This window comes from Enterococcus sp. AMC1251 (assembly GCF_058216535.1).
This window is the reverse complement of record NZ_CM177098.1, coordinates 3,146,733-3,161,629: the sequence shown is the minus strand read 5'-3', so window position 1 is coordinate 3,161,629 and position 14,897 is coordinate 3,146,733. Positions and strand designations below refer to the sequence as shown.

General features: G+C 36.4%; 15 protein-coding genes. 11 read left to right on the top strand and 4 right to left on the bottom strand.

Annotation, left to right across the window (positions count from 1 at the left end):
* Positions 1 to 107: 107 nt before the first annotated feature.
* Positions 108 to 470 carry a winged helix-turn-helix transcriptional regulator gene (locus tag AC4BBR_RS14960; protein ID WP_490460268.1) on the bottom strand — a complete coding sequence of 121 codons (363 nt, stop codon included), beginning with the start codon at positions 468 to 470 and terminating at the stop codon, positions 108 to 110.
* Between the two features lie 132 nt (positions 471 to 602).
* On the opposite strand from AC4BBR_RS14960, the gene AC4BBR_RS14955 reads away from it, so the two are divergent.
* The 4 genes from AC4BBR_RS14955 to AC4BBR_RS14940 all read left to right on the top strand — a co-directional run bounded on the left by AC4BBR_RS14955 (position 603) and on the right by AC4BBR_RS14940 (position 2,525).
* Entirely contained in the window at positions 603 to 944 is a 342-nt protein-coding gene (locus tag AC4BBR_RS14955) for a YrdB family protein (protein ID WP_490460267.1), read from the top strand.
* A gap of 107 nt (positions 945 to 1,051) precedes the next feature.
* Positions 1,052 to 1,495, top strand: a complete 444-nt coding sequence (locus AC4BBR_RS14950; protein WP_490460266.1) for a GNAT family N-acetyltransferase — start codon at positions 1,052 to 1,054, stop codon at positions 1,493 to 1,495.
* 115 nt (positions 1,496 to 1,610) lie between these two features.
* Positions 1,611 to 1,886, top strand: coding sequence for a hypothetical protein (locus AC4BBR_RS14945; RefSeq protein WP_490460265.1), 276 nt, complete (start codon positions 1,611 to 1,613; stop codon positions 1,884 to 1,886).
* Between the two features lie 162 nt (positions 1,887 to 2,048).
* Positions 2,049 to 2,525 (top strand): GNAT family N-acetyltransferase, encoded by a 477-nt coding sequence (locus AC4BBR_RS14940; RefSeq protein WP_490460264.1) that lies wholly within the window; start codon positions 2,049 to 2,051, stop codon positions 2,523 to 2,525.
* A gap of 88 nt (positions 2,526 to 2,613) precedes the next feature.
* Here the strand turns inward: AC4BBR_RS14940 and AC4BBR_RS14935 are convergent, their stop codons facing one another.
* Positions 2,614 to 2,757 carry a hypothetical protein gene (locus AC4BBR_RS14935; protein ID WP_490460263.1) on the bottom strand — a complete coding sequence of 48 codons (144 nt, stop codon included), beginning with the start codon at positions 2,755 to 2,757 and terminating at the stop codon, positions 2,614 to 2,616.
* Between the two features lie 205 nt (positions 2,758 to 2,962).
* Here AC4BBR_RS14935 and AC4BBR_RS14930 point away from each other — a divergent pair, with 205 nt between their 5' ends.
* The 7 genes from AC4BBR_RS14930 to AC4BBR_RS14900 all read left to right on the top strand — a co-directional run bounded on the left by AC4BBR_RS14930 (position 2,963) and on the right by AC4BBR_RS14900 (position 12,987).
* Positions 2,963 to 4,159: a DUF998 domain-containing protein gene (locus AC4BBR_RS14930; protein ID WP_490460262.1), complete on the top strand. Its 1,197-nt coding sequence runs from the start codon at positions 2,963 to 2,965 to the stop codon at positions 4,157 to 4,159.
* Positions 4,160 to 4,473: 314 nt separating this feature from the next.
* Complete coding sequence (locus AC4BBR_RS14925; RefSeq protein ID WP_490460261.1) at positions 4,474 to 4,992, top strand: HdeD family acid-resistance protein; 519 nt, start codon at positions 4,474 to 4,476, stop codon at positions 4,990 to 4,992.
* A 92-nt stretch (positions 4,993 to 5,084) separates the two neighbouring features.
* The gene (locus AC4BBR_RS14920) at positions 5,085 to 6,521 is read left to right on the top strand and encodes an amino acid permease (RefSeq protein WP_490460260.1); all 1,437 of its coding nucleotides are present in this window, start codon (positions 5,085 to 5,087) and stop codon (positions 6,519 to 6,521) included.
* Between the two features lie 3 nt (positions 6,522 to 6,524).
* The gene (locus AC4BBR_RS14915) at positions 6,525 to 8,945 is read left to right on the top strand and encodes a YhgE/Pip family protein (protein WP_490460259.1); all 2,421 of its coding nucleotides are present in this window, start codon (positions 6,525 to 6,527) and stop codon (positions 8,943 to 8,945) included.
* A gap of 160 nt (positions 8,946 to 9,105) precedes the next feature.
* Positions 9,106 to 10,095 (top strand): choloylglycine hydrolase family protein, encoded by a 990-nt coding sequence (locus tag AC4BBR_RS14910; RefSeq protein WP_490460258.1) that lies wholly within the window; start codon positions 9,106 to 9,108, stop codon positions 10,093 to 10,095.
* Positions 10,096 to 10,146: 51 nt separating this feature from the next.
* Positions 10,147 to 11,529 carry a glutamate decarboxylase gene (gene gad / locus AC4BBR_RS14905; RefSeq protein WP_490460257.1) on the top strand — a complete coding sequence of 461 codons (1,383 nt, stop codon included), beginning with the start codon at positions 10,147 to 10,149 and terminating at the stop codon, positions 11,527 to 11,529.
* A gap of 255 nt (positions 11,530 to 11,784) precedes the next feature.
* On the top strand, positions 11,785 to 12,987 hold the full coding sequence (locus tag AC4BBR_RS14900) for a glucosaminidase domain-containing protein (protein WP_490460256.1): 1,203 nt from the start codon (positions 11,785 to 11,787) through the stop codon (positions 12,985 to 12,987).
* A gap of 49 nt (positions 12,988 to 13,036) precedes the next feature.
* Here AC4BBR_RS14900 and AC4BBR_RS14895 read toward each other — a convergent pair whose 3' ends face one another.
* Both AC4BBR_RS14895 and AC4BBR_RS14890 read right to left on the bottom strand, forming a co-directional pair.
* Positions 13,037 to 13,903: a sce7725 family protein gene (locus AC4BBR_RS14895; protein ID WP_490460255.1), complete on the bottom strand. Its 867-nt coding sequence runs from the start codon at positions 13,901 to 13,903 to the stop codon at positions 13,037 to 13,039.
* Positions 13,903 to 14,574, bottom strand: coding sequence for a hypothetical protein (locus AC4BBR_RS14890; protein ID WP_490460254.1), 672 nt, complete (start codon positions 14,572 to 14,574; stop codon positions 13,903 to 13,905). The genes AC4BBR_RS14895 and AC4BBR_RS14890 overlap by 1 nt, the downstream gene beginning before the upstream one ends.
* Positions 14,575 to 14,897 lie beyond the last annotated feature (323 nt).

The following is a 14,897-nucleotide window of genomic DNA, read 5'->3' as shown; positions in this document are numbered from 1 at the left end:
ATAAAACACGTTTGGATAAACTAATATATTAAATAGAAAAACCAAGAAATATTATGGCTAAAACAGGATTTGCATTTGCGGATCCTGTTTTTATGTATACTTTAAAATTACCTTTTACGACTTGAAAAAGTATATTTATTTTCATTGTACCAATTACTAAAAACTGCATATACAGGCAGAAGACTTATTCCTAAATAGGTAAGTAGATACTCAACTCGAGGTACGATTTTGTCATATTCTATTCGGGAAATTAAACCATCTTTTGCCAGATATTTAAATTTTGCGGACGATACGTCATAACTAATAGTAGAAATTTTTTTCTTAAGCTGACCATATCTAATGTTTTTATTTCCACTTAGGTGGTAAATAATTTGTAGTTTCCATTTACCACTTATCATGGATAGGATTTTCTCAATATCTTCGAAACCATAATCTTTTGTCGTGCAAATAGTACTTTTTTCTAATTTCAATTAATTACCTCCAGACAGTACTTACTTTTTTGTGCGTAATTGCAGATATTTATATATTATTATATACTAAGACAATCATAAAAAGGTAGTAGTTAAAAGAAAGACACCTTAACACATTAAAAGGAGAATCTAATGAATTTAATTAAAAATGGTAATATCGCATTCGCTTTTTTGTTGGAACTATGCGCTATAGTTATTTTAAGTTATTGGGGATTTAATCTGCAGATCAGTAAAGTTATCCGTGTTGCAGTCGGTCTGTTGGCGCCTATATCAATGATTACTATATGGGGCATTTGGTGTGCTCCTTCATCGAATTATCGGTTGGAAGGAGTGTGGCTTATTTTGACAAAATGTTTACTTTTTTCTAGTGTGGTATACTGCTTACACAGCATGAAACTTACCTCATTGTCAATTATTTTCGCCCTCTTTGTGATTATCAACTTGGTTCTGAGTACTTATTTTAAAACTCTTTAGTATGAGTCCTTTTTGAAAGTTAGTAACGAATTAATTGCGTATTTATTTAAATGAGATAATGAATCAAGTGTAAACTATACTATTGTTTTTGACTAAAGGAGGAAAAAATGAGAATAGTAAAATATAAAAGTTGTGATACTGATTTTTATGAACAAACACTTAAACTTAGAAATGAGGTTTTAAGAAAGCCTTTAGGGAAAGATATTTTTGATGAAAATCTAATCATTGAACAAGAGAACGATTTTTATGGCTGGGTGAAGGAACAGCAGATTATAGCCACATTAAGTACATATAAAAAAAAAAACAAAACGGTTCATTTAACAGGATTTGCTGTTGAACCTATGTACCAAAATCAAGGCTATGGAAAAAGTTTGATTGAGTTTCTTTTAGATGATTTGGGCAAACAAGGATGTAACAGAGTCGATGTTTCAGCGCGTTCAAGCGCAAAAATATTTTATGAAAAGTGCGGCTTTATTATTATTGGTAATGGTTTGGTTAATTCAGCATTAGGTATGGAAGATTATTTAATGACAAGAGATCTTACAGTTTAATTCAATAAATAGTAATATTGAAAATAAGTTGTTTATTATCAAAAACTTTAGTACAATTCCAGTATAGATGAAAAACATTTTTTTGCACTTAAAAATAATTAGGAGGTTCGGTGGGATGAGTAAAAAACATTTAAACTATGTAGGTGAGATCATCACAGATGCAGAATATCATGGTCTAGGAGAACCAGAAGGATTTTTAGAAGTACGTATGGAACTTGAGCTACCATTTCGATTATATTGCAGAATGGGTGACCAAGATTGGGAAGAAGTAACAGAACAAGAGCGTTTAGTTCTGATCGATCAATTGCAAGATAAGAAATCAAAATATTCCAAGAGTGATTATCAATTTTATACATTGGACTTTTATCTAGCCAGTTTGGGTGGGTTGTAACTTAAAGATCAGAGGATTGGAAGCGTTTAACTTCCGATCTGTAAAATCGTGAGGCTACTAAATAGAAAACTACTTGCAGCATGTCAAGTGGTTTTCTATTTGTATTTACTATGAATCCTAAGAATAGATATAATAGAGTCAAGGGAAAAGGAGAGATGTCTAATGACGATCAAAGTAAAACGATTATCAACAACCCATTCTGATTTACTGAAGTTAATAAACGAGTTAAATGATTTTTTCGATGAAGAGTGGGGAGCTGAGGTCGCTCAAGGCTATCAAAATCATCATAATTTAGCCGAAATGTCATGTGCAGTTGTTGCTTACGATGAAGAGGTAGCAATAGGCTGCGGTTGTTGGAAGCTTCTGGACAAGCGAACACCAGAAATAAAACGAATGTATGTAAAACAAACAAGTCGTGGTAAGGGGATTGCTAATAAAATCATTCAAACGTTAGAAGCAGATATTTTGGAAAAAGGTTATCTGCAAGTTGTTCTGGAGACAGGCAAAGAGATGCTAAGTGCTATTAGTTTTTATGAAAGGCATGGCTATCGTATTATTCCAAATTACGGTGAGTTTGTTGGAGATGAGTTATGTATTTGTATGAAGAAAACGTTGAAAAAGGAAAATAAGGCTAAATAAATTCTAAATTATGATCTTTTCTTCAAATCGCAGAGAAAACATACTAAGATGTTATTAGGTTCTATAAAAAAACTGTCCGTTTAGTAGATTATATAGGTAAGAGACTCAAAGCTGCGAATAATAAAGTGAGTAAAAGCATAGATAGTGTAAACCCTTTGTATTGAGTTAATAAAGCAGTATATTCACGAATGAGTGCAGTTGGAACAGCGAGTCCAATGAGCTTTTCTAACATATAAAGTGCTCCGTAACACATGATAATTAGTTGCTGATAGATCTCCTACTAGAATAGTGGTTTTTGGAATTTTTTGTGGTAGCAGATACTTTTTCATATTTTATAGAAATCTGACATATCATAAGTTAGTGTCTAGAACTTGCTTTTAAACTAAAGCAATCTATAATGTTTATGAGAAGTTAAGTTAAGCGTAGGGGGAATGAGCGTGGAAGAAAAGCAATTTAGTATCACACTACCAGGAAAAGTGGTTGAAGAATTTGATTTAGAAAATGAAACAGAAGTGCTATTAAGCATTAAAGATCAAAAAATAATGATAGAATCTAAAAAGAAAGCTGTTGGGAACCAGACCCTTTCTCTAAGATGGTTTTTGATACCAACAATAGTAGTAAGTCTTCTTTTTTTAGTTTACCTATTTTATACTGATAAAAGTCAAATTGCGTTGGTTGGTCCATATTCCATTGCGAACTATGTTCTTTCGTTTGGTGTATTAAGTGGTTTTTTCAGCTTCGTGTTTTTTTTCATTAAAGGAAAAAGAAATCAAATCACAACTAGATCAAAGGATATTTATTGGCGTAACTTTCCAACGATTTTACTATCCTTTATTATTATTTTGGTTTTTTCTTTATTAGTTTTTTTTAAAGTGATAGGGCTAGTATTTATTGGTGCCACTTTTGATCAGTATACGTCAACGATGCTTTTTTTCTTATTTGTTGGACTGATTAATTATTTTATGATCTATTCGGCACTGTCAATCACACCGGCTAAACTAACTAGTTTGTTGATCTTTGTGATCATTGGCGGGGTAGTGCTTGCAATGATTACCAATCGAGACTATCAGTGGTGGCAATTTAACTTTAGTTTTTTAGGAACGATTGAAGCAAAAAATCGTTGGCAGTTTAATGTCACATTAATGTTTTCTTCTTTATTAATGGTGGCTTTGATAGATGGGTTATTCGTAGATCTGCAAAAAGCGATACCTGATAGCAAGCGATTGACAATCTTGCGAATTCTGTTAACGTTAACGGCTTTAGATCTTGGAGCAGTAGGATTGTTTCCATACACTGAGACAGGACGATTTCAAGGGGTGCATAATCATGTAGCTGAATATCTGGTTTATTTGATTGTTATCTTGATTGTTGGTATCAAATGGCTATTGCCTAGAGTAACAAAAGAGTTTCTAACAATTTCCTATTTGATTGCAGCGACATTAGTTGCAGTAGTTGTCTTGTTTCAAGGAGTCCATTATTTATCGTTGACAGCATTTGAATTGCTGTCATTCATGTTGGCATTTAGTTGGATTGTATTGCTGCTACAAAATTTACAGAAAATGGCTCAAAATATAAATAATACATTCCAAGTGACGTTGAAAAGTAGTTCAACAGATCAATTAGATGGAGAGTAAACGTTATTGAGACTAAATAGATGTATGTAAAGTAAGGGTGAGACAAAAGCGTCTCGCACTAAGAAATAAGAGAAGCCGCAATTTTCTCACTGTTTATTCTGATATAGAGTGTTGTACAAAACTGATTTTCAGTTTTGTACAACACTCTTTTTCTACAAGATTTTTTCGGAAACGTTCGTTATTTTGTTTTTATTTCGTGTCATGCGACAAGATGTAGAATTTTGAAAGCTGGTTTATCTTCTATACTACATATATAAAGTTGACGCACAATAATAACTGTCAGCTGTGAGAAAAAGAATGGAGGCATTTGAATTATGGTAAAAGAAAAAAAATTTAAGATTGGGTATTTTATAATAGGAGCATTATTTATATGGGTTTCTATATTAGCTTTTAAAAATCCAACAAATGATTTAGCCGCACTCGTTATACTCTTTTCGATTATAGCTATTGTGAAAGGGTTAGTTGAATTAATTGCACGGGATAAGATGAAAGAAATTGAAGGGATTCGCTCTAATTGGATTCTTGCTATTGGAATCATCGATTTACTGGTTGGAATATTCTTCTTACTTCATTTAGCGCTAGGAATGATTGTTTCACCATTTGTTTTTGCGATCTGGTTCATTTGTGATTCGGTAGAAAGAGTTTTACACAAAGACGTTGCAAAACAAATTAGTAATGGATATTACTATTTTTCACTAATCGTGAATATTTTAGGAATTTTTATTGGGATACTATTATTTTTAAATCCTGTAACTTCTGCTTTAACACTAGCATTTTTAGTAGGGTTTTACCTACTATTAGCAGGAATTGATTATCTGATTGCTGCATTTTAAATATGTTACTAAACAACGGTGAGTGAAACAAAAGATTCATTATAAGCACCGTTGTTTTATTCTATACATCAAAAAAAGAAAGGAACAAAAAAATGTCTGAAACGAAAAAAAAATTATCACGGTTTAGCTTCTTCGCTATGACCGCTTCATTATTTATCACTGTTTATGAATACCCGACATTCGCAATGTCTGGGTTGACCTTAGTCTTTTTCTTACTTGTCTGTGGCTTGTTCTGGTTTTTACCCGTCGCATTATGCTCCGCTGAAATGGCTACCATTAAAGGCTACCAAGAAGGAGGGATTTTCGGTTGGGTAGGCAAAACGCTCGGTGAGAAATTCGGTTTCGCTGCAATTTTCTTCCAGTGGTTCCAAATCACCGTTGGATTTGTGACGATGATTTACTTTATCATTGGCTCCTTATCCTATGCGGTAGGCATCCCTGCCTTAAACACGAATCCGCTCTTGAAGTTTATCAGTGTTGTTTTAATCTTTTGGATCGCGACACTTCTCCAATTTAGAGGAACAGAGACAACGGCAAAAGTTGCTAAAGCAGGATTTGTCTTTGGGATTATCATCCCAGTTGGCTTGATGTTGATTTTAACCTTCAAATATATCCTTATCGGCGGTCACCCAGTGGCGCATTCCTTTACAGATAAAGGCTTTTTCCCTAAAGGAAAAGATTTCGCCGCATTAGCCTCTTTTATGTTGGCTTATATGGGTGTTGAAGCTTCTGCCCCTCATATCACGGAACTAGAAAATCCTAAGAAAAACTATCCCCTTGTGATGTTTATCTTGGTCATCGTCGGAATCATTTTAAGTACCATCGGTGGAAGTGCGGTGTCTATGGTTATCCCCGCAGACAAATTATCGCTGAATTCAGGCGTCGTTCAAACGTTCCAAACCCTCATTTTAGCTGAAAATGGTCAATTAACATGGGTGGTAAAATTAGTCGCAGTCTTAGTCGCATTCGGGGTATTAGCTCAAGTATGTTCATGGATCGTAGGGCCCACAGAAGGCTTACGCATGGTCGCGAAAAAAGGATTGATTCCTTCACGCTTCAAAAAAGTCAACGACAATAAAGTACCTGTTCCATTATTGATCCTTCAAGGAATTATCGTGACGGTTTGGGCAGCGGTCCTTACACTAGGTGGTGGCGGAAGTAATGTTTCATTTCTAACAGCCATTTCACTCACCGTAATTATTTACCTAAGTGCCTATGTCTTGTTCTTTGTGGCATACTTTGTCTTAATTTTCAAACGCTCAAACCAAGAACTAGAACGGACGTATCAAGTACCCGGCGGTAAAATCGGCAAAGCGTTGATCGGTGGTTCAGGCTTACTGTTATCACTTCTTGCGATCGGTTCATCGATGATTGCCCCAGGGGAATTAAAAGGAGCAGAAATCCATACGTACTTGATCACGCTAGGCATCAGCTACATCGTAACATTGGCGATACCATTTGTGTTCTATCACTTTTATAGTCGTCGTCAAACAGAGAAGAAAAACATACATCAAAAAAGGAGTACCTAAACTATGAAAATGATCAAACAAGAGTTCATTAATATTTTCAAAAACAAAATGTTACTGATATCCGTGATTGCTATTACGTTCATTCCCATTCTCTATGCCGGATTTTTCTCGAAATCGGTATGGGATCCGTACGGGCGAGCAAAAGATTTACCTGTTGCGGTTGTCAATGAAGATAAACCTGTCGAAATGATGGGACAAAAAGTTAACGTCGGAGAGCAAGTAGTCGACCAGCTAAAAGGCAACCATGATTTAAAATGGGAGTTTGTTTCGGCGGAAGAAGCGAAAAAAGGCATGGAAGATTTACACTATTATATGATCGTAACCATTCCTAAAGACTTTTCAAAAGATGCCACAACCCTTTTAGATAAGCATCCAAAGAAAATGGAAATGGTCTATACAACTAATGGATCCCTTAACTATATTGGTGAAGAAATTTCCCAAATCGGTGCGACCACCCTTGAGTCTCAAGTAAGAGACAGTGTGACAGAATCCTACGTGACCGCCTTAAATGAGGTAGGGAAAGAAGCCGCAAAAGGCATGGATCAAGCATCAGATGGTGCCAAGCAATTAGCAGGTGGGACTACGCAGCTACAAGATGGCTTAACACAATATACTGGTGGTGTATCCCAAGTATTAGACGGCTCTACTCAATTAGCAGATGGAACGAATGAATTGGCGGGCAATATTGCGCCACTAACCTCAGGCGTTTCAGAGTTAGATGAAGGCGCATCAGAATTAAGTTCAGCGCTCGGCACGGTTAATGGAAAAGTTCAACCGCTCGCTGGAAAAATCGCCGCTTTAAATACGGGGTTAACTGAATTATCTAGAGGAAGCCGAGAATTAGAACAAGCATTACAAAGTGTTGAAAACAGTTTGGATCCAACCGCTAAAGAAACCATTCAACACAACTTAAATCAAGCGAAAGCAGATTTAGACAGAGTGTTATCAGATGCCCAATTAATGGCAAATACCTCAGTCGAATCCGCTCAAGTCGCTGCCGATTTACAACAAATTGGGGCGCAATTAAACGAATTAAACAACAAAATCACAATCGATTCAGCAGAGCTGCAAAATCAAATTGCAGAAAATATCCGTCGCCAAGAAGGGATTGAAGAAGCCGCAAAACTTCAATTAATCGCCGATATTAGTGGACAAATCGCCGCCTTTGAAACAGCACAAAATGCGAAGATCCACTCTGAAACAGCAGCTCTGTCCCAAAACATTACGCATGCCACAGCCTCAGCCGAGAATTTAGCTGTTCAAGCCAAAGCATTAAGCGAGCTAGCGGCAGGCATTTCAGCCAATACGAACAATCTGAAACAAGGCTTAAATGAAATTGAATCCGGCACAAACGGCTTACTAGGATTAGCTGATTTACCGCCACTTTCTGGACATGCCTCTACCTTAGTAAGAGATTTAGATCAAGCCTCTTACGAGTTAACGTTGCTAAATGCAGATCTTCCAGTCGCGTTGTCTGGTGTCAATCAATTAGCAACAGGAAGCAATCAATTATCAGATGGTTTAAACCAAATGTACGGTCAAATGCCAACACTGGCATCAGGTGTGTCTCAATTAAATAGTGGTGCTTCTCAATTAAACACAGGATTAGTGGAATTAGATGCCAATTCGCCTCAATTACTAAGTGGAGCAGATCAATTAGAAGACGGATCAGACCAATTAGCCAGTGCTCTTGGAGAAGCCGCTGCGATGGCAAGTAAAGCCAAATTAGGTGAAAAGAACATTGAAATGTTCGCAGCGCCAACCGATTTAAAATTAAAAGAATACAGCCATGTCTCAAACTATGGTGAAGCATTAACACCGTATATTATGTCCCTTGCATTATTTGTCGGCTGCCTAGTCTTTAATTTTGTGTTCCCAATTAGAAAAGTATCTATGGCTGGTCAATCGGCTCGTGATTGGTGGTTAAGTAAAGTAGCGATTGGATTTACTGTCTCTTCTGGAATGGCCTTCATCGAAGCGACAATAATGTTAGCGATTGGCTTACACGTAGATAACATTGGTCAATTCTATCTCTTAGCCTTTATCAGTGCGTGGTCCTACATGTTCCTTGTAATGTTCTTCGCAATGGCCTTTGATAATCCAGGCCGATTTGTCGCAATGGTCTTACTCGTACTACAACTAGGTGGGGCAGGAGGAACGTTCCCAATGCCATTAACCAACGGATTCTTTAATGCGATCCATCCATATCTACCAATGTCATATTCAATTTACGGATTCCGTGAAGCCATTTCAGGCGGAATAGGCGCACCAATGTTTAATAAGAGCATTTTGATTTTAAGTATCCTCTTCGTCGTCTTTGTTTTATTACTAGGAGTCGCGATGAGCAAACTACAAAAGAAACACTTGGCAGGACTCTCTCAATTAGACAATAATCAAGAATTACAAGCCGTAGAAAACCAATAATTAAGACAAAACTGGCCGTCTATCGACAAAAAAGAAATGAACAATCTTGTCGATAGAACGGACAGAATGAAAAAAGAAAACAGCTAAAAACGCAGTAGAATAAGAAGTGTAAAGAAAAACAATTAAAAAAAAAATAACCCTAAGAAAAGGACGTGACATTATGTGCACAAGCATTTTTACACAAACACAAGATGGTCAACATCTATTATCAAGAACAATGGATTTCTCCTTTCCATTAGACCCAAGCCCGTTATATATGCCAAGAAAGTATACATGGACAACAGAGGCAGAAAACGTAACCCATAGAAATGATTATGGCTTTGTGGGAGCCGGACGTTTATTAGGAGAAGCTTACTTCGTCGCAGATGGAGTCAATGAAAAAGGCTTATCCATCGCAGAATTGTATCTACCAGGAGAAGTTCATTACGCAACAGAAGCAAAAGAAAAGAAAAAGAATTTAGCTCCACATGAATTTATTTTATGGGTGCTGGGAAATTGTGCATCAATCAAAGAAGTAGAACAACAAATAAAAGAAATCAATTTAGTGGCACTTAAAGCCCCAATGTTAAATATTGTTACTCCTCTTCATTGGATTATTACAGACGAAACAGGGCGTTGCGTGATCATTGAACCAACCGAAGAAGAGCTAACAATCAAAGAAAATCCAGTTGGCGTGATGACGAATACCCCTTGTTTTGAGTGGCATGTTGAAAACCTACGTAACTATTTACATGTGCAGCCAAAACAATTTGCGCCAGCCACCTTTGGAGACTATACAGCCCTTCCTTTCTCCCAAGGAACAGGAACATTAGGCTTACCAGGAGGCTACACACCGCCAGAACGATTTGTTCGAGCAGCCTTTTTCAAAGAACATATAGCACAAGCAAAAGATGAAACAAGTGGTGTTACTAACGCTTACCACATCTTAGCCACAGTTCGAATTCCAAAAGGGATTGTCGTGACCGCAGAAGGTACCGAAGATTACTCCCAATATGTTGGTACGATGTGTAACGAAACACGTTCATACTATTTCAACTGTTACGATAACTGTCAAGTCAGTAAAGTAACGATCACAGACGATTTACTACAAGTAGATAAACCCGTGACCTTTTTAGCAGATAAGAAAGAAACCATCAAAGCATTAAACTAATCGAACAAGTAGAAGAAAACATAAAAAAGAGAACAATGGAGGAAACAAGAAATGACGAAACAACCAGAATTTACGACCCCTATATTTGGAACAGAAGCATCAAATGAAGAAGTAGTGATGAAACAACTAAGAAAAGAATCCGTAGAGCCAGAAGTAGCTTACCGTTTAATCAAAGATCAATTAATTGATGAAGGAAATGCGCGTCAAAACCTAGCGACCTTCTGTCAAACGTACATGGACCCAGAAGTAACAAAATTGATGTCAGAAACAATGGAAAAAAATGCCATTGATAAATCAGAATACCCGCAAACAGCCGAATTAGAAACAGGCTGCGTGAACATTTTAGCTGACTTATGGAATGCGCCAGACAGCGAACGAATCATGGGAACATCGACTGTTGGTTCTAGTGAAGCGTGTATGTTAGGCGGCATGGCGATGAAATTCAGATGGCGCAATAACGCCGTAAAACGCGGCTTAGACCTAAACGCACAAAAACCAAACCTAATCATTGCCTCAGGCTATCAAGTATGTTGGGAAAAATTCTGTGTGTATTGGGACATAGAAATGCGTGAAGTGCCAATGGATAATGGCAAGTTAAGCATGAATATCGATAAAGTAATGGATTATGTGGACGAGTATACAATCGGGATTGTAGGAATTTTAGGAATTACCTATACAGGGAAATTTGATGATATCAAAGCCTTAGATGAACTAGCAGAAACCTACAATCAAACACATGAACACGAATTAGTGATTCACGTGGATGGCGCAAGTGGCGCAATGTTTGTACCATTTGTCAATCCCGAGTTGGCGTGGGACTTCCGTTTGAAAAACGTCGTATCCATCAATACATCTGGTCATAAATATGGCTTAGTGTACCCAGGAGTAGGTTGGATTATCTGGAGAGATAAAGATTATTTACCAGAAGAATTAGTCTTTGATGTAAGCTACTTAGGAGGCCACATGCCAACAATGGCGATTAACTTCTCTAGAAGTGCAAGCCAAATCATCGGTCAATATTACAACTTCTACCGTTATGGTTTTAATGGATACAAAGAAATTCAAGAACGCACAAAATCAGGTGCGGTGTGTATTGCTAAAGCAGTAGAAGAAACAGGTCTGTTTGATATTTACAATGATGGTGCGAACCTACCTATCGTCTGTTATGCATTAAAAGAAGAGGCAGATGTGGAATGGACGCTTTACGATCTCGCTGACCGCTTACTTATGAGAGGATGGCAAGTTCCGGCATACCCATTACCAGATGATCTAGACAATCAAGTGATCCAACGCTTTGTATGTCGCGCAGACTTAGGTCAAAACATGGCCACAGCATTGATTAGAGACTTCCAACAATGTATCGAAGAGTTGAATAATGCCCGTATTTTGTGCCATGAAAAACCAGCTGCGCATGTTCATGGATTTACTCATTAATAGAAAATAGTACTAAATGAAGTTTAAGTAAATAACAATATAGAAGTGATATCTTAAGAGCTAAACTAAAATTGCTATGAAACACAGTGGATAACGAATCGATTCTCTAAACTAGTTTCTAATTGATCGACAGTTATATGTTCATGGCAATTTTAGCAAACTCTTTCGTAGTTGAGTCCTTGGATTCACCAGTTTCTGCCACTATAAACAAAAAATGAATGAGTTCGTTAATTAAAAAATTGGAGTGAAAAATCATTGAAAAAAACATCTAAATTAATTGTTGCTACTCTTTTAGCAACCCAGTTAGCATTGGCATTACCAGTAAGCGTACTTGCAAATGAGTTAACTGATGAAAGTGAACAGGCTAATTCTACAACGGGAGAAGAAAGCATTGAAGCAACACAAGAATTACCTAAAACAATAGAAGGTGATAGCGGTAATTATGATCAAGAAATAATTGTAGAAACACCTGTTGATAGTAACTATGATAGTTTAGAGCAAGAGTACATAACCGAAGGATATTTAGAAGAGCCAATACTAAATGAACAAGCGTTTATTGTTTTAAATAAAAATGAAGAAACGGAAGCATTCGTTTTGAAAAACGGGGAACAAGCTAGACAGATAGCTAAAGAGAATGATCTTTATGCTTCTGTTATGTTAGCACAAGCAATTTTAGAATCTGCTTCAGGGAACAGTGAATTAAGTTGCGCTCCTTATTTTAACTTGTTTGGAATCAAAGGAAGTTATGAAGCGCAAGGTGTCTTATTCTACACAAACGAAGATAATGGTTCAGGAGAGCTTTATCAAACACAAGAGCAATTCAGACAATATCCAAGTTACAAAGAATCATTTGAAGATTATGCTGCTTTACTGAAAGGTAAAGAACTAGTATATAGCGAATTTTATAGTGGGACATGGAAAAGCAATACAGTAAACTACCAAGAAGCGACACAAGCTCTTACAGGAACCTATGCCACAGACACTCTTTATAATCAAAAACTAGATGCACTGATCCAAACATATAATCTTACGCAGTATGATCAAGAAGGAAATACAACTTTGAGTGTAGGCGGAGATTTTGAACCATATAATAATGTCAATTATGATAATGGGAATAGCTATGCATCAGGAAATTGCACACAATATGTGTATAATCGAATTACCCAATTAGGCGGTACCATTGGATTGACAATGGGAAATGGCATGGATTGGGGAAATACAGGAATTGCTCAAGGATATGAAGTCTCTAATGTGCCAACAGCTGGAACTGCTGTATCCTTTCAACCAGGCGTCGCAGGAGCCGATGGAACATACGGGCATGTAGCGTTTGTGGAGCAAGTAAAAGAAGATGGGACAATCGAAATTTCAGAAATGAATGTACTAGGAGAAGGGATTGTATCTTCAAGAACAATAGATAGCGTGACGGCTAGTCAATTGAACTACATCGCTCCTAAGTGAAAAAATAGCCATTAAACAAAAAAGATGTGTAGAAACTAGAGTCTAGTTCCTATGCATCTTTCTTATTTAAATAACGAGACATTAGTTCCATATGATGCATCACAGCAGCTTTTCTCATAACACCCATACCAGGAAACTTTTCTTTTGAAACGACCTCAAGCAACAACGAAATTCCTAAAGTTACTTTTTCACCGCATAAATTATTTTTCCAATTGCTCACCTCATTCATGAGCTCAAAAAATTTTTCTTTTTGAGTAGGAGCGTCTTCACTTGAAAGAAAATGATGTATTCGTAATGTATCGTGATCAAAGTAAACAAGATGCAAACACATTATTTTTGAAGGATAACTATGTTCGTAGTAGATACGACTGTCGATTGAAAAATCACTAAATCCAACAAAGCCATTCTTCTGAAAAGTCAAATGAGTATCAGAAAAAAATTCATCCGAGCATTCTTCATAAAAACTCATTTTAGGTAATCTAGTAAAAACATCTTGTGAAAGAATCTTTTCGCCTTTGACTTTTTGTAGCAAACGGAATTCTTTTGGTATCAGAACCTTAGTCTGATTAGTTTGCCAATCACTTTGTAGTGCTGGAGTTGAGTTGTTTATTACGAATAGTTGAGGCTGTTCTTTCAAGGTTTCAACTGGTTGCTCTACGATCACTGCTTTTTCTAGAGACAATGCGTTTAGATAAAGAAGTCCACTTTCAGTCAAAAACTCACCTGCCTGAGGATTTTGAATCAGATAGAAAGGCTGATTTTTTCTTTGAAACAAGTCAATTAACTTTTTTAACGTATTAGAATTTTTAACAGGTTCAATAATTGGTAGAATATGAGAAGAAAGACAGTTTTTTTCTACTAATGTTATTAAAGCAAGCAAATCAAACTGTTTGCCACGAAAGTAAGGATAATACATTATTTTTCCTCCAAGAGACGCTGTTCTAATTCAAAATAAGCCTCGCGTGTTGCGTCTAATTCATTTTTTAAAGCTTCGACAGCTTGATCGCAAATATCTTCGGTGAAGCGATCATAAAAGTTCACACCGCCACCGAATAAGTCATAATCAGGTTGTCTTTTTTTTAACTCTTTATATAACTGTTCCGTTGAAAACACTCGTAATCCTCGTGCTGTTTTCTTAGCTTTACCGACTTCTCTAGCTTGGGCTGTGATCAAACGAAAAAGCAACTCTTGCTCATTGACCAAAAGCTCTTGTCTTTGTGGTTTTTTCACAATTGTAAAGTACCCTGGTAACATTGACTCTTCTACAGTAAGATATTGATGATAGACCATAACACCAATATGGTTAGGGATTTCATCTTTTATTTTTTCAAAAAGAACCACTGGCAAGACAAAATAATTATAGTTCCCGATAAAAGAAAGTTTTGCTTTTGAATGAAAATCCGCTTTACTGACCTTTAATTCATAACAACGCCATTCAAATTGATTCTCTGCAGTCAAACGACAACTCAGTGTATCAACAATACCTTGATCTTCTGGCATGGTCACTTCCTCTACCACAATATCTCCATTTTCCCGACAATAATAATAAAGAACTTCTTCCATTTGGGTTGTTAAGGATGATTTCATTTTAAACTCCTTTTTCTTTTATACTACTATAAAACGTATGTTCGTAAAAATAAAGCTTTTTCTCTTTTTTAGATCATAAATAAGAAGAGCTACAGTCTTATTAGCTTTCACTTTCTTACTAGTAGATAACTGACAGGCCTTAAAGAGTGCGGGTTCTATTTAAGTCGTATGAACAGACAGGATTTAAGAAAAAATGAAAATAATCAGATGTAAAATAGGATTAGCAAAAGGAGTAAGGATAATAATGATAGAAGGAGATGAACAATAGAAAGAAATACAACAAGAAGGGGTGAAAAGTGTTTTACCTATGCAATTCAAACAGG

Coding starts and splice junctions, on each gene's coding strand:
- AC4BBR_RS14945 (WP_490460265.1), top strand. CDS start 1,611: ATGAGTAAAAAACATTTAAACTATGTAGGTGAGATCATCACAGATGCA.
- AC4BBR_RS14895 (WP_490460255.1), bottom strand. CDS start 13,903: ATGTATTATCCTTACTTTCGTGGCAAACAGTTTGATTTGCTTGCTTTA.
- gad (WP_490460257.1), top strand. CDS start 10,147: ATGACGAAACAACCAGAATTTACGACCCCTATATTTGGAACAGAAGCA.
- AC4BBR_RS14955 (WP_490460267.1), top strand. CDS start 603: ATGAATTTAATTAAAAATGGTAATATCGCATTCGCTTTTTTGTTGGAA.
- AC4BBR_RS14925 (WP_490460261.1), top strand. CDS start 4,474: ATGGTAAAAGAAAAAAAATTTAAGATTGGGTATTTTATAATAGGAGCA.
- AC4BBR_RS14920 (WP_490460260.1), top strand. CDS start 5,085: ATGTCTGAAACGAAAAAAAAATTATCACGGTTTAGCTTCTTCGCTATG.
- AC4BBR_RS14910 (WP_490460258.1), top strand. CDS start 9,106: ATGTGCACAAGCATTTTTACACAAACACAAGATGGTCAACATCTATTA.
- AC4BBR_RS14935 (WP_490460263.1), bottom strand. CDS start 2,757: ATGTTAGAAAAGCTCATTGGACTCGCTGTTCCAACTGCACTCATTCGT.
- AC4BBR_RS14950 (WP_490460266.1), top strand. CDS start 1,052: ATGAGAATAGTAAAATATAAAAGTTGTGATACTGATTTTTATGAACAA.
- AC4BBR_RS14915 (WP_490460259.1), top strand. CDS start 6,525: ATGAAAATGATCAAACAAGAGTTCATTAATATTTTCAAAAACAAAATG.
- AC4BBR_RS14890 (WP_490460254.1), bottom strand. CDS start 14,574: ATGAAATCATCCTTAACAACCCAAATGGAAGAAGTTCTTTATTATTAT.
- AC4BBR_RS14940 (WP_490460264.1), top strand. CDS start 2,049: ATGACGATCAAAGTAAAACGATTATCAACAACCCATTCTGATTTACTG.